Origin of the sequence: Martelella mangrovi (genome assembly GCF_040545495.1) — a bacterium.
Classification (GTDB): domain Bacteria; phylum Pseudomonadota; class Alphaproteobacteria; order Rhizobiales; family Rhizobiaceae; genus Martelella; species Martelella mangrovi.
The window spans coordinates 47,341-60,812 of the sequence record NZ_JBEPLY010000013.1; the positions used below are offsets into that span (position 1 = coordinate 47,341).

Consider the following 13,472-nt stretch of genomic DNA (forward strand, 5'->3'; position numbering starts at 1 on the left):
GCATTCAATCGAAAGACATGCCCCATGCCCCGGACACCGCTTGTTCATTATGATGCCCTGATTTACGTGATGGTCATGGCTTCGGCCGTCGACAGCGCGATGAGCGACGCCGAACTGTCGCGCATCGGTCACATCACCCGCTCGCTGCCGGTCTTTGACGGGTTTGACGAAGACCGGCTGACCGACGTTTCCCATGCCTGTGCCGAGATCCTGTCGGGAAGCGAGGGCATGGATATTGCACTGGAGATCATCCGCGATACGCTGCCCGCGCGGCTCCACGATACGGCCTATGCACTGGCCGTGGAAATCATGGCTGTCGATCAGGCGGTCAAGCCCGAGGAAATTCGCCTCCTGCAACTTCTGCGTGACCGTCTTCACCTCGACAAACTGACCTGCGCTGCAATCGAGCGCGGTGCAATCGCACGCTACCGAAATCTCTAGACGCGTCATGTCCTTGCCCTGCAGGGGCAACGGCCAGTTCCGCCCGTGGAACATTACGTGAATCCATGATTGCATTAGCAAAAAAACACAATTACATGTTGTGATTCTTGAAAACAAAGCCTTTAATAGTCTCTTGCTAAAGTTCGCGCATAGCTTGAGGAGAGGAGGCTTTGATGCAGGCTTCGCACTTGTACGCCATGCGGTGCACAAGCACGGAGACTTCTGCCTCTAAATCCGGGGCGGCAAAGAACCCGCTGGCCGGCGAACGGCGCATGCTCCGTCGGCTCGGCTTCGATGATGCGCTGATCGAAAAGGCCGAAACCGCCGCGCAGGACAACGGCACCACCATCGAACAGGAACTGCTTGCCGAGGGATCGGTTTCGCCGGAAACCTATTACCGCAGACTGGCGCACTATCTGGCGCTGCCCTTTTGTGACGAACTCGACGCCGACTGCGTGACCGACCGGCCCAGGATCGATCGTCTGCTTGTCCAGCCCGGCGGCTTGCGGCTCGAGGGCAAGGACGGCAGCACCAGATTTGCCATCGTGCCCTGCGCGAAAAACCTTGCCGAACTGCACTGGCGCCTTTCGACCCGCCCGGCCATTCGCCGCGCTGTCGTGGTAACGGTACCATCCGCGATCCGCAGGACGGTCTGGGAAGTGGGGGCCAGACGACGCCTTTCAAAAACCATCCATCGGCTGATGATCTGGGAGCCGCGGTTTTCCGCACGCGTCGTCTTTTGGGGCAAGCAGGGTTTTCTGCTCGGCGGCAGCGTGGTCAGTTTCTTTGCCGGGCTGATCCTTTTTCCGACTGAAACGCTGCTTTTGACCCATCTGCTTTTCACCACGCTTTATGCCCTCACACTGCTTATCCGCCTGGCTTCCGTCAGGGCGTCCGCCTTTCCGGAGAGGCACAGTGGCAGCATCGACAGCGATACGCCCCTGCCGGTCTATACGGTTATGATCGCGCTTTACCGCGAAGCCGGCATGATCCCGCAACTTGTCGGCCATATGAAGAAACTGGACTGGCCGACATCCAAACTTGATATCAAACTCGTCTGCGAGGCCGATGACAGCGAAACCATCGCGGCCATTCGGGCCACGCCCATGCCGCCGCATTTCGAGCTGGTGGTCGTGCCGCCGGCTGCCCCGCGCACCAAACCGAAGGCCCTGAACTACGCGCTTTCCGGCGCCCGCGGCACCTTCCTGACGATCTACGATGCCGAGGACCGCCCGCATCCCGGTCAGTTGCGCGAGGCCTGGGCCACCTTCAACGCCGCACCCGGCACACTTGGCTGTCTGCAGGCGCCGCTGACAATCGGCAATGTCGGCCAGAACTGGATTTCGGGACTGTTTGCCTGCGAATATGCCGGACTGTTCAGAGGCATACTGCCGTTTCTGGCACGACACCGTTTTCCCCTGCCGCTCGGCGGGACATCGAACCATTTCCGGACGGAAGTCTTGCGAAAATGCCGTGCCTGGGATTCCTATAATGTCGCTGAAGATGCCGATCTCGGTCTCAGGCTGCACCGGCTGGGTTATCATTGCGGCGTGATCAGCTGCGAAACGCTGGAGGATGCGCCGGTTTCCATTCGCCCGTGGATTGCCCAGCGGTCGCGCTGGGTCAAGGGCTGGCTGCAGACGCTTCTGGTTGCGTTGCGCGAACCCGGCCGGCTGTTCAGCGAACTGGGCACGCTCGGCTGTCTGGTGTTTCTGACAAACGGTGCGGGCGTAATTCTGTCGGCACTGCTGCATCCGCTACTGTTCGTGGCGCTGTTTTCGACAGCCGCCATGATGATTCATCCCGACCATACCCCCTCGCCACTGCATCAATTGCTGTCCGGCGTGGATCTGGCCAATATTCTGGCAAGCTATTGGGTGTTTCTGCGCCTTGGCCTGTCGCGGATGCGGCCGGCAGAAGCGCGCCAGATGCGCGCCGATGCACTCTATCTGCCATTTTACTGGCTGATGCTTTCAGCCGCAGCCTGGAAAGCGCTGGCCGAGCTCTATCATGCACCGTTTCTGTGGCGAAAGACTGCGCATAAGCCAAGCCAGCCCTGAAACAGGTCCGGCAAGAGACTATAGCAAGCCGGTTATCATCGCTGTCGATGCGCAGTGGATGCCTGCCGCTGTGACATGTCCCGTCTTTCGGCGGCAGGCTTTCCCGCAATCAGCTCAGGCAGAAATGGCCGGGCGAAACCTCGTTGTAGTCCTGCGCTTTCGCCGCATAGTCGAGCGGACGGATCGGGCTTTTCAGATCATCGACCTGACCGCCGCGCTTCATGCCGAGACGGGCGGGATCGGGGATCGGCACGGCCTGCATCAGCTTGCGCGTGTAGGGATGCTGCGGATTGGAGAAGACGGCATTGCGCGGGCCGATCTCGACGATTTCGCCAAGATACATCACCGCCACCTGATGGCTGACGCGTTCGACCACGGCCATGTCGTGGGAGATGAACAGGAAGGCAATATTCATGCTTTCCTGAAGATCGAGCATCAGGTTGATCACCTGCGCCTTGATCGAAACGTCAAGCGCCGACACGCTTTCATCGGCAATGATCACCTTCGGATTGAGCGCAAGCGCGCGGGCGATACAGATGCGCTGGCGCTGGCCGCCGGAAAACTCGTGCGGATAGCGTTTTGCCATATCCGGCGAAAGCCCGACCTTGTCGAGAATGTCGGAAACCATCTCGCGGGCTTCCTGCCGTGTGCCCAGCTTGTGTTCGAGATAGGGCTCGGCGACCGCCTCACCGACCGTCATGCGCGGATTGAGGCTTGCGAAGGGGTCCTGAAAGATCATCTGCACCGACTGGCGCAGCTTGCGCATCGAGCGTGCGTCATAAGCAAGCACATCCTCGCCATCGACCAGCACCTCGCCGCTGTCCGGCTCCAGCAGACGCATCACCGCGCGCCCGGTGGTCGACTTGCCGCAACCGGATTCCCCCACAAGCGAGAGCGTTTCACCGGCGTGGAGCTTGAACGACACGTTCTCGACCGCATGAACCCGGCCGGCAAGCCGCGACAAAAGGCCGGAATGAATATCGAACCGCACGGACAGGTTCCGGGCCTCAAGCACCGGTTTTTCGGTGCGCGCGACCGTATCTTTCGACGTTGCCGCAGGCGTGATGTCGCCGGTCCGGACATCGGTAATCGGAAAGCGTTCCGGCAGTTGCGTGCCGGACATCGAGCCGAGCACCGGCACGGCCGACAGCAAGGCGCGGGTATAGGGCTCGCGGCTGTTGGCAAAGATATCGCTGGTCTTGCCACTTTCCACCTGTTCGCCGCGGAACATCACCACCGTGCGGTCGGCAATCTCAGCAACCACGCCCATATCATGGGTGATGAACAGGACGGAGGTGCCCTCCTCCTCCTGCAGGGTCTTGATCAGGTCGAGAATCTGCCCCTGAATGGTGACGTCGAGCGCCGTCGTCGGCTCGTCGGCGATCAGCAGTTTCGGCCGGGCGGCGAGCGCCATGGCGATCATCACGCGCTGGCGCATGCCGCCGGAAAAGCGGTGCGGATATTCGTCGAAACGGGATGCGGCAGAGGGAATGCGCACCTTTTCCAGAAGCCGGATGGTTTCGGCGCGTGCTTCCTTTTTGCTCACATCGCTGTGGCAGCGGATCGCCTCGGAAATCTGGTCGCCGATGGTGAAGAGCGGATTGAGGCTCGTCATCGGCTCCTGGAAGATCATCGAGACGTCGGCCCCACGGGTTGCCCGCATATCCCTGTCGGACGCCTGCAGCAGGTCGCGGCCATCCAGAAGGATGCGGCCTTCAACGCGCGACATGTCGCGCGGCAAAAGCCCCATGATCGAAAGCGAGGTCACGCTCTTGCCCGAGCCACTTTCACCGACGATTGCGAGCGTCTCCCCCGGCATCACGTCGAAGGAGACATTGCGGACGACGCTGCGCCAGTCGCCTTCCGCATAGAAGGAGGTGGTCAGGTTCTGTACCGACAGAACCGGCGTCGTCTGGCTGACATTCGTGTTTGGCTGATGTGTCATTTTGCTGTCCCCTTCGTCGTCTTCCGGTCCTCAGTCAGGCCATTTGAGCAGGCTGTCGAACCGATGACGGCTCAGGTCTTCGATCGGCGTGGCGATGATGTCGTTGGAGCGCTGGGCGCGGTCCAGTTCCTCGCCGAGACGGCGCGCCACGATGTGTTCCTGACCGGGATGCAGGTTGCAGGGGTCGAGATAGAAATACTGATGCTCGGCCTCGTGATCGCGCACGATGATCGGTGGATCGCCGGCGGCAAGCGCTGCGGCCATATCCCATGCGGTGATCCGGGCCTCGGCCGGATCGATCATGACCTTGAGGCGATCAAGCGGGTTTTTGGTCGGATCGGGATCGATCACCGCGTTGATGCCCGGACGACCGTCAAGCGTATCCTTCCAGAGGTCGAGATAGCTCTTCTCGCGGGCGCGAATGCCCTCGTGATCGCGCGTTTCCCAGGCTTCAAGCGCAGCCATGACGCCGAAAATGCTTTCCTTGCCGACCTTCATGCCGCGGCCGATGCCGTAGTTCTGGATATAGGCATTGCGGACCATGTCCTTGCGGCCGGCAACGATGCCCGAGGTCGGCCCGCCAAGGAATTTGTGGCCGGAGTAAAGCGCCATGTCGGCGCCCGTTTCCAGAAACCCCCTGAGGTCATATTCCGATGCCGCATCGACGATGACCGGTACGCCGCGGGCATGGGCGATCTCGACGAACTCGCTCAGATGCAGCAGGCCGTAATCGACCACGTGATGGGAGACGACATAAACGGCAGCGGCCGTATTTTCGGTGATCGCGTTTTCCAGATGGAAGCGATGTGTCGAGGTTGCCTGACCGATCGGAACCATTGTGCCGCCGACGAGACGGATGGCCTGATCCACCGGCGCGCCGTAATTGACGATATGGCCGACCTGCACGATGACTTCCTTTTTCGAAGTCGTGGTTTCCGGCAGGCGCTCGACGGCGAGAAGATCGGGACCGGTGATCGCGCCGGCAACAGCAAGGCTGATGCCCGACGAGCACGATGCCGTGACGAAACCGGCTTCCGCGCCGGTCAGCCGCGCAATGATCTCGCCGGCCTTGCGCTGCAGGTCGTTCATTTCGACAAACTGTGTCATGATCTTCGGAACGGCGGCGACGGCTTCCGGAACCGCGATGGACGCGCCAAGGCCGGTCATCGTGCCGGATACGTTGATGACGGGCCGCAGTCCGAGCGACTGCCTGATATCTTCACTCATTGATAGTCTCCGTGGGTCTGTCGAATGCGCCGGGCACAACTCGACAACTGTATCGTAATAATGCAATATCGCCCCGAACTGAGGAACGATCATGACCGAGACGAACGACACCGGCGCCGTTGAACAACCGGCGGACGCCCCTGAAAAGAAGAAGAAAAGAACCCGTGTCAGCGGCATCGACCGTGTTCTTCAGATCATCGATCATCTTTATGAAACCGGTGAACCGGCCGGTGGTTACGCCATTGCCAAGGCGATTGGCGCGCCGCTTTCGACCATCTACACGATCACCGAGGACCTGGTTGAAAAGGAAGTGCTGACCCGCGCCCATGACGGCACGCTGTGGCTCGGCCCCCGCCTTTACAATTACGGCATCGCCTATGCGCGCTCCGTCGATTTCATGCGGGTGGCCACCCAGGAAATGCATGACCTTTGCCGCCGCGCGGGCGAGACCGTGCAACTTTGCGGGCGCGACGGCCACCACATGCTGGTCATGGCCATGGCCGACGGCCCCAGCCATTTCCAGGTCATGTCGCGCGTCGGCTCGCGCATTCCGCTGAACTGGACCGCGTCCGGCCGGCTTCTGGTCGGCCACATGCCGGAAAAGGACCGCATCGAGCTGTTCAAGCGCGGCGCCCGCGCCTCGCCGACGGGGCGTGCAACCATCGACCCGAAAGAACTGTCCAGCGCGGCAGCGATTGCCTTTGACAACCGGCTTTCGGTTCAGGTCGGCGAATCCGACTATTCCGTTGCCTGCATCGCCTCGCCGATCTGCAATGCCGAGGGGGAATGCACCGCGACGATCTCCATCGTGCTGCCCGAGCAGAAGGCCACCGCTGGCGATGTGCCCTTCGGCGACTATGTCCGCGATTCGGCGGAACGTATCGAGCGGTTGATGGGATGGCGCGAACACTAGGTCTCAGTCCTTCAGAGCGACAATCGCTTCGATCTCGACGGTGATATTGTTCGGGAGCGAACCGAGGCCCACCGCCGAGCGTGCGTGAATACCGGCCTCGCCGAACACTTCGATGAAGAGGTCCGAGCAGCCGTTGATGACGGCCGGATGCCGGGTGAAATCGGGTGCGGCGTTGACCATGCCGAGGATTTTCACCACATGCTTGATGCGGTCGAGGTCGCCAAGCGCATCCTGCATCACGGCCAGAAGGTTCAGCCCCGTCAGCCGGGCATGCTTGTAGGCCTCTTCGACGCTGACATCGCCACCGACCTTGCCGTAATGTTGCGAACCGTCCTTCTCGCTTGGCCCCTGCCCTGACAGGTAGAGAATATTGCCCTCCTGCTTGAAGGCCGCGAAATTGGCGATCGGCGGCTGCGCAGGCGGGATCTCGATGCCAAGTGTCGCAAGGCGTTCTGCCACGGTTGCGGCTTCGCCCGTCTTGATTACGGATGTCTGGGACACGAAAACTCCTGTACTTTCAAAATGTGGTGTCTGGCCGCTCGTTCGGTCAGCGAAATGCATAATTCTGTCCGTTGTAACCGGCACGCCATGTGCCGGGCGTGTGGCGCGACGCCTTGACGGCCTTCGTGCCTATCACGGCATAGGCCGGGTCGAACAGGCGCGTCATATGCGCCGGGTCGCCGTTGGAATCGACCACGTCCAGTTCTTCATCGATGAGGTTGAAGATGGTGAACTCGGCGCGCGCGCCGGTCGCCAGCAGGTTGTCCATAGGCAGGCCGATGACGGCGGCCGGTGCGTGTGTCACGGCGTCGATAATCTTGTCGAACGGCATGCCGACCGACAGCAGTTTCGACATGGTGGTTGCCATATCCCAGACCGCGCCGTTCAGCGAATGGCCGTGAAGATCGGTCGAAATCGAAAACGGCATCAGGCCGCGTTCAATCGCCGCTTCGGCAACCTTGAACGAGAAGGACGCGCCGCCATGGCCGATATCGAGGCGTATACCCTCGCCGGCGCAGCGCTCGGCCAGGTTAAAGAGGTCTTCATCCTCCATGATCGACGAGCCGAGCTTGCCGTTGAAGCAATGGGTGATGATGTCGCCGGGGCCAAGGGCTTCAAGCACATCCTCGTAAAGCGAGGGCGGCTCGCCGACATGCACCATCATCGGCAGTTTCAGGATCTTGGCGATCTTCTTGCCGAGCTTGACCGGCGTGATGCCCCATGAGCCGGTGATGACGTGGCTGGCACGCACCTTGATGCCGATGATGTGCTCGCGGTTTTCCTCGTAGCACTGGAAGATACGGTCGAAATCGACATCCTTGATGTCGCGCAGTTCCGGCACGCGATTGCAGGCAACCAGCCCGATCGAGCCGAGATTGAGGAAGGCCTTCACCCGTTCCACGGAGGGTTCGATGATATATTCGCGGAAGCCGTGGAAATTGGCCTCGCCCGCAGAGCCGGCATCGACCAGCGTGGTCACGCCGCGCTCGACGCCGCATTGCGACGGCCTGATCGAGATATCCGTGCCGCCATGCCAGATATGGACATGAAGGTCGGTCCAGCCCGGCGAAATCCACGCGCCCGCACCATCGATGACCGTCATGCCTTCGCTGACCGGCAGACCGGGTCCGGTGGCGGCAATCTTTCCGTCGGCACCGACGGCAATGTCGATCAGGCCTTCCGGTGTACCGGCCCCGAAGGAAACCGGGCGGACATTGCGGATCAGCATGGGTGAACCAGTGTTTTCAAGCTGCATTTCTTAAAGGTCCTTTTTCAGGCGGGGGTCCAGCATATCGCGCAGGCCGTCGCCGACGATCTGAAGAGAGAGAACGGCCAGAATGATGGCCAGCCCCGGAAACAGCGTCATCCAGTCGGCCGCACCCAGATACTGACGGCCGGCGGCAATCATCGTGCCCCAGGTCGGCACTTCCGGGCTGACGCCGAGGCCGAGGAACGAAAGACCGGCTTCGGCCAGAATGGCATTGGCGAACAGAAAGGTCGCCTGCACCAGAATGGGCGAGATCAGATTGCGCAGCACATGCCGGGTCATGATGTGACCGGTGGATATACCCATCGAGCGGGCGGCCTCGACGAAGGGAAGCTCGCGCAGAACGAGGGTCGAGGCGCGCACGATGCGGGCAAGTCGCGGGGCATAGACGATCGAGAGCGCAACAATCACTGTCATCAGCGAAGGACCGAGTGCTGCCACCAGCGCGATCGCCAGCAGGATATCGGGAAACGCCATCATGGCGTCGATCAACCGGGCAATCGGGGTATCGAGGCTTTTGAAGAAGCCCGCAATCAGGCCCAGCGTCACGCCAATGATGGTCGAAAGCGCAACAACGGCCGCACCGACAAGAAGTGAAAGACGTCCGGCAAAGAGCGTGCGGGCGAAGACATCGCGGCCGAACTCGTCCGTGCCGAACCAGTATTCGGCACCCGGCGGTGTCAGCCGGTTGGCAATCGACAGCTTGTAGGCGGAATGCGGTGTGATCCACGGTGCAAGAGCGGCAAGGGCGACGAATATCAGCAAGACGGCAAGGCCGAATGCCACGCTCTTGCGCTTCAAAAGCTGCCTGATGAATTTCGCCCGTTCACTGCCGGGGCTTGCGACGGTTTGTGTATCGGCCATCAGTAACGCACCCTCGGGTCGACGAGCAGATAAAGCATGTCGATTGCAAAATTGATAAGGACATAAAGCCCGGCGATGACCAGCAGCGCGCCCTGAATGACCGGGTAGTCACGCCGGAGGACAGCAGACACCACAAGGCTGCCGACACCGGGAAGCGCAAACACCGTCTCGGTCACCACCGCACCGGCAACCAGCACGGCCGCCGTCAGCCCGAGAACCGTGAGGATCGGGATCAGCGCATTCTTCAGCGCGTGTTTCAGCACCACGCGGCCTTCGGCAAGGCCCTTGGCGCGGGCGGTGCGGATGTAATCATCATTGAAGACATCGAGCATGGCCGCGCGGGTAAACCGCAGGATCAGCGCGGAAGACACCACGCCAAGCGACACCGCCGGCAGGACCAGATGATGCAGCCGGTCCCAGAAACTGGCACCGGGCCCGCCATAGCCGGAAACGGGAAAAACCCCGAAACGCACCGCAAACACCTGAATGAGAATAAGCCCCAGCCAGAAGCTCGGCACGCTTGCCGCCGTCATCGCCACGACGGTCGAAGCCTGGTCGACGAAGGAGCCGCGCCGGTAGGCGGCATAAATGCCGACCGGCAACGCGATGACCGCAGCAAGCAGAAGCGAGAACATCGTCAGGAAGAAGGTCGGCTCGGCGCGCTGCGCCAGCGCCGTGGTCACCGGGATATTGAGGAAGATGGAACGGCCGAGATTGCCCTGCAGCATCTGCCCGATATAGATGACATATTGCTGGAGGATCGACTGATCGAGACCGAGCCGCGATCGCAGTTCGGCAATGTCCTGCGGTGTCGCATCCGGCCCGAGCATCACGGCGGCCGGATCGCCCGGCGTGACGCGCACGATGACGAACACGATGGTCACGACCAGAAACATCACGACGATCATTCCAAACAGGCGTTTGAGAATATACCGGATCATGAATTCGTTTTCCTGTTTCGGCAGCCCGGCCGGGCCGGGACGGAACGGTCTTCAAAGGGCATTGTTCGCAATCACGCCTTTCAGCCAGTGATAAGAGGCTTTGGGGATGCGCTGCAGCGTCGGATAGTCGACATAGACCAGCCCGAAGCGCTTGGAATAGCCGCGCCCCCATTCGAAATTGTCCATCAGCGACCAGGCGAAGTAGCCGCGGATATCATGCCCTTCATCGATGGCATCGAGAAGTGCGCCGAGATATTTGTCGAAATAGCTGATGCGCTCATTGTCGACGATGGTGCGGTCGGGCCGGAGCATATCGGGATAGGAGGCGCCGTTTTCGGTGATGTAGATCACCGGATTGCCGTAACGATTGCTGGTATCGCGGATCTGCTCGAGGAAGGCATCCGGATCGACGATCCAGTTGACGTCGGTAAGCGGCCCCATGCCGGACGGCGGCATGACCTCGGAATAGCCCAGCGTGGCATTCGGGTTGGGCGCGACGAAGACCGGGTTGTAATGATTGAGACCGAAGAAATCGAGTTTCTGGCTGATCTCTTCCATATCTCCGGGCTGGATCAGCGGCTCGATCTTTTCGGCAATCGGCTCGGGATAGGTGCCGAGCCAAAGCGGATCGACCATGACGCGCCGCCACATGCAGTCGCCGAAAACGCGCGCCTCCTCGTGGGCGGCATCGTCATAATGCGGGCGGACGGGTCCGAGCGAGACGATATTGCCGATCTCGGCATCCGGCGCTTCGGCACGCACGGCGGACACCGTCTTGCCGTGGGCGAGATTGAGATTGTGGATCGCCTGCAGGCAGGCATCGTAATTCTGCTTGCCCGGCGCGTGACGACCGAGATTATAGGCAACCCACGGAATGACATTCGGCTCGTTGATCGGCGCAAAACGCTTCACCCGGTCGCCGAAACGGCGGATGACCTCGGCAGCATAGTCACCAAAGATCTTTGCCGTCTCGCGCGAGCGCCAGCCGCCGGCTTCCTCGATCGGCACCGGCATGTCCCAGTGGTGCAGACAGATCCAGGGTTCGATGCCCTCATGCAGCATCAGGTCGATCAGCCGGTCGTAGAAATCGACGCCAAGCTGGTTCACCTGCCCCTTGCCTTCGGGGAAGATACGCGGCCAGGCGGTGGACAGCCGGAAGGCCTTGACGCCAAGCCCGCGCATCAGCGCGACATCTTCGGGATAGCGGTGATAGTGATCGCAGGAAATATCGGCGGTATCGCCGTTGACGATGTTGCCCGGCACTTTCGCGTAAGTGTCCCAGACGCTCGGACCGCGACCATCGGTTTCGGTCGCGCCTTCGGTCTGATAGGCGGAGGCGGCAGCCCCCCAGAGAAAATCGGGTGGAAAGTTTCGGGCCATCAGTCAGCTTTCGGAAAGGGATACCGGAGCGGCGCGGTCATCGCGGCTTCCGGCGACACAATACAATCGGCAGAGGTGTCCCCGGCACAGTCGCCGGAAACACCATTGTTTTCTTGAAGGAAACCGGCTTATTTGCCGTTTTCCGTGCTGACGTTCCAGAAATAGGGCCAGGGCGAAGGCTGGAAGTCTTCCAGCGTCACCGCTTCGGCGCTCAGCGAGTTGAAATCGCCGACCTTGAAGACGGGCGCGTCTTCATAAAAGGCCTTCTGAACCTCGGCAAAGAGTTCCTTGCGCTTTTCCGGATCGGATTCCGCCAGGAACGGTCCGGTCACCGCATGCTTGGCATCGGACGCCCACCAGCCCGGATAGTCATCCGACATCCAGCCGTTCAGCGCCGGTTCGGCCGGGAACGGACCATGGGTGATGAAGATATCCCACAGGGCCGGATCGGCACGGCGCTGGGTCAGCGTAGCCCAGTCATAGACTTCCAGCTCGACCGGGAAACCCGCCATTTTCAGATATTCGGCGGCAACCTGCGCCATCTTGTAGTGGAACTCGTACTGGCGGCTGGTGAGGATGCGCAGCGGGCTGCCATCATAACCGGCTTCCTCGAGCATCTCCTTTGCGGCCATCGGATCGGCATCGCCATAGCGCTCGATCCCGTCTTCGGTGTGCCAGACATAATTATCGGGATAAAGCGCACCGTTGACAGCGAAGAACTTCGGATCGCCGAAGGCTGCAAGCAGCATGTCTTCCGGGTTCAGCGCTTCCTGAACAGCATGGCGGATGCCCTTGTTGGTCATCATGCCTTCTTTGGTGTTCATCACGAAGACGGGCGCGCCGTAGGGATCGAGCACGACCGGAACGGCCTGATCGGAGTCTTCGATGCGGCTGAAATTCTCGGTCGGCAGCGATTCGGCAAAGTCGAACTGGCCGGAAACGATGCCTTCAAGACGCGTGTTGGGGTCGGAAACCGGAACAAACCGGATCTCGTCCAGCACAGCTTCACGCTTGCCGCTGAAGCCATTGGCCGGCTCGGAACGGGCCGCGTAATCGTCGAAGCGCACAAGCTGGATATACTGGTCGGGGCGATGCTCCTTCAGCATATAGGGGCCGGTACCGATGAATTTGGTCAGCGGCTCGGCCAGGTTTTCCTTCGGCATGATGACAGCAGCCGAATTATTGAAGGCCAGCAGCGACATCAGCGGCGCATAGGGCTCGTTGAGCACGATCTGCACACTGTCGTCACCGGTCGCCGTCACTTCCTTGATGTAAGGGGCGGCCTGTTTGCCGCGCGAGGCGATATCCATCCAGCGTTCGATGGCAGCGACAACATCGCTGGAATCCATGATCGTCCCGTCATGGAACGGCACATCATCACGAAGCGTGATGTCGTAGACCGTGCCGTCCTCCGAAATCTCCGGCATGGTGGCGGCCAGAAGCGGAACGACGTTCCACTGATCGTCATAGGTAAACAGCGTTTCGAAAATGTGCTGGGTGGTCATGCCGACCACATCGGCGGTCGAGGCCATCGGGTCGAGTGTCGGCGGTTCACCGATGGTCGCAACATCAACGATGCCATCGGCCAGAGCGGCAGCCGGTGCAAGCGGCAGAATCATGCAGGTCGCTGCAAGCAGCAGTCGTTTCATCATGAGGAAGTTCCCTTCATTTATTCCGTTATAATGGCATAACAGTTATTATTATGATATTAGTGGCCAGAACGACGCGGCTGTCAAGTACCCGCTTCAACTTTCCGCGGACGGCGTTTCGAGGCAGCCGAATGGATCGCAACGGCCCAATCCCGCGGCATTTGAAATGACTCTGGACAGGCGCCAGCGCACGGTTTCGAGCACAGCCTCCCAGACGCGGTACCGGCTCATACGGGTTGATACAGAAGGGTTTTTCACGATGGGAAACCATGCCGCCCGCACCT

General features: G+C 60.6%; 11 protein-coding genes. 3 read left to right on the plus strand and 8 right to left on the minus strand.

Features of this window, described 5'->3' with window-relative positions:
• The first annotated feature begins 24 nt into the window (after nucleotides 1-24).
• Nucleotides 25-441 carry a tellurite resistance TerB family protein gene (locus ABID12_RS16570; protein WP_106307430.1) on the plus strand — a complete coding sequence of 139 codons (417 nt, stop codon included), beginning with the start codon at nucleotides 25-27 and terminating at the stop codon, nucleotides 439-441.
• Nucleotides 442-713: 272 nt separating this feature from the next.
• On the plus strand, nucleotides 714-2,501 hold the full coding sequence (locus tag ABID12_RS16575) for a glycosyltransferase family 2 protein (protein ID WP_354435184.1): 1,788 nt from the start codon (nucleotides 714-716) through the stop codon (nucleotides 2,499-2,501).
• A gap of 109 nt (nucleotides 2,502-2,610) precedes the next feature.
• Here ABID12_RS16575 and ABID12_RS16580 read toward each other — a convergent pair whose 3' ends face one another.
• Nucleotides 2,611-4,446, minus strand: a complete 1,836-nt coding sequence (locus tag ABID12_RS16580) for an ABC transporter ATP-binding protein (protein ID WP_354435185.1) — start codon at nucleotides 4,444-4,446, stop codon at nucleotides 2,611-2,613.
• A 30-nt stretch (nucleotides 4,447-4,476) separates the two neighbouring features.
• Nucleotides 4,477-5,673, minus strand: coding sequence for an aminotransferase class V-fold PLP-dependent enzyme (locus ABID12_RS16585; protein ID WP_354435187.1), 1,197 nt, complete (start codon nucleotides 5,671-5,673; stop codon nucleotides 4,477-4,479).
• Nucleotides 5,674-5,764: 91 nt separating this feature from the next.
• Here ABID12_RS16585 and ABID12_RS16590 point away from each other — a divergent pair, with 91 nt between their 5' ends.
• Nucleotides 5,765-6,586, plus strand: a complete 822-nt coding sequence (locus ABID12_RS16590; protein WP_354435189.1) for an IclR family transcriptional regulator — start codon at nucleotides 5,765-5,767, stop codon at nucleotides 6,584-6,586.
• A gap of 3 nt (nucleotides 6,587-6,589) precedes the next feature.
• Here the strand turns inward: ABID12_RS16590 and ABID12_RS16595 are convergent, their stop codons facing one another.
• The 6 genes from ABID12_RS16595 to ABID12_RS16620 form a co-directional block, all read right to left on the minus strand.
• Complete coding sequence (locus ABID12_RS16595; protein ID WP_435528248.1) at nucleotides 6,590-7,147, minus strand: RidA family protein; 558 nt, start codon at nucleotides 7,145-7,147, stop codon at nucleotides 6,590-6,592.
• On the minus strand, nucleotides 7,134-8,342 hold the full coding sequence (locus ABID12_RS16600) for an amidohydrolase/deacetylase family metallohydrolase (RefSeq protein ID WP_354435192.1): 1,209 nt from the start codon (nucleotides 8,340-8,342) through the stop codon (nucleotides 7,134-7,136). The genes ABID12_RS16595 and ABID12_RS16600 overlap by 14 nt, the downstream gene beginning before the upstream one ends.
• A gap of 3 nt (nucleotides 8,343-8,345) precedes the next feature.
• Nucleotides 8,346-9,218, minus strand: a complete 873-nt coding sequence (locus tag ABID12_RS16605; protein WP_106307453.1) for an ABC transporter permease — start codon at nucleotides 9,216-9,218, stop codon at nucleotides 8,346-8,348.
• Nucleotides 9,218-10,159, minus strand: coding sequence for an ABC transporter permease (locus tag ABID12_RS16610; RefSeq protein ID WP_181190772.1), 942 nt, complete (start codon nucleotides 10,157-10,159; stop codon nucleotides 9,218-9,220). The genes ABID12_RS16605 and ABID12_RS16610 overlap by 1 nt, the downstream gene beginning before the upstream one ends.
• A gap of 51 nt (nucleotides 10,160-10,210) precedes the next feature.
• The gene (locus ABID12_RS16615) at nucleotides 10,211-11,539 is read right to left on the minus strand and encodes a GH1 family beta-glucosidase (protein ID WP_354435193.1); all 1,329 of its coding nucleotides are present in this window, start codon (nucleotides 11,537-11,539) and stop codon (nucleotides 10,211-10,213) included.
• Between the two features lie 128 nt (nucleotides 11,540-11,667).
• Complete coding sequence (locus ABID12_RS16620) at nucleotides 11,668-13,191, minus strand: ABC transporter substrate-binding protein (RefSeq protein WP_354435194.1); 1,524 nt, start codon at nucleotides 13,189-13,191, stop codon at nucleotides 11,668-11,670.
• Nucleotides 13,192-13,472 lie beyond the last annotated feature (281 nt).

Excerpts from the sequence above, each read along its gene's own strand:
- ABID12_RS16580 (WP_354435185.1), bottom strand. The coding sequence starts at position 4,446 with ATGACACATCAGCCAAACACGAATGTCAGCCAGACGACGCCGGTTCTG.
- ABID12_RS16585 (WP_354435187.1), bottom strand. The coding sequence starts at position 5,673 with ATGAGTGAAGATATCAGGCAGTCGCTCGGACTGCGGCCCGTCATCAAC.
- ABID12_RS16575 (WP_354435184.1), top strand. The coding sequence starts at position 714 with ATGCTCCGTCGGCTCGGCTTCGATGATGCGCTGATCGAAAAGGCCGAA.
- ABID12_RS16595 (WP_435528248.1), bottom strand. The coding sequence starts at position 7,147 with ATGCATTTCGCTGACCGAACGAGCGGCCAGACACCACATTTTGAAAGT.
- ABID12_RS16590 (WP_354435189.1), top strand. The coding sequence starts at position 5,765 with ATGACCGAGACGAACGACACCGGCGCCGTTGAACAACCGGCGGACGCC.
- ABID12_RS16600 (WP_354435192.1), bottom strand. The coding sequence starts at position 8,342 with ATGCAGCTTGAAAACACTGGTTCACCCATGCTGATCCGCAATGTCCGC.
- ABID12_RS16615 (WP_354435193.1), bottom strand. The coding sequence starts at position 11,539 with ATGGCCCGAAACTTTCCACCCGATTTTCTCTGGGGGGCTGCCGCCTCC.
- ABID12_RS16610 (WP_181190772.1), bottom strand. The coding sequence starts at position 10,159 with ATGATCCGGTATATTCTCAAACGCCTGTTTGGAATGATCGTCGTGATG.
- ABID12_RS16570 (WP_106307430.1), top strand. The coding sequence starts at position 25 with ATGCCCCGGACACCGCTTGTTCATTATGATGCCCTGATTTACGTGATG.
- ABID12_RS16620 (WP_354435194.1), bottom strand. The coding sequence starts at position 13,191 with ATGATGAAACGACTGCTGCTTGCAGCGACCTGCATGATTCTGCCGCTT.
- ABID12_RS16605 (WP_106307453.1), bottom strand. The coding sequence starts at position 9,218 with ATGGCCGATACACAAACCGTCGCAAGCCCCGGCAGTGAACGGGCGAAA.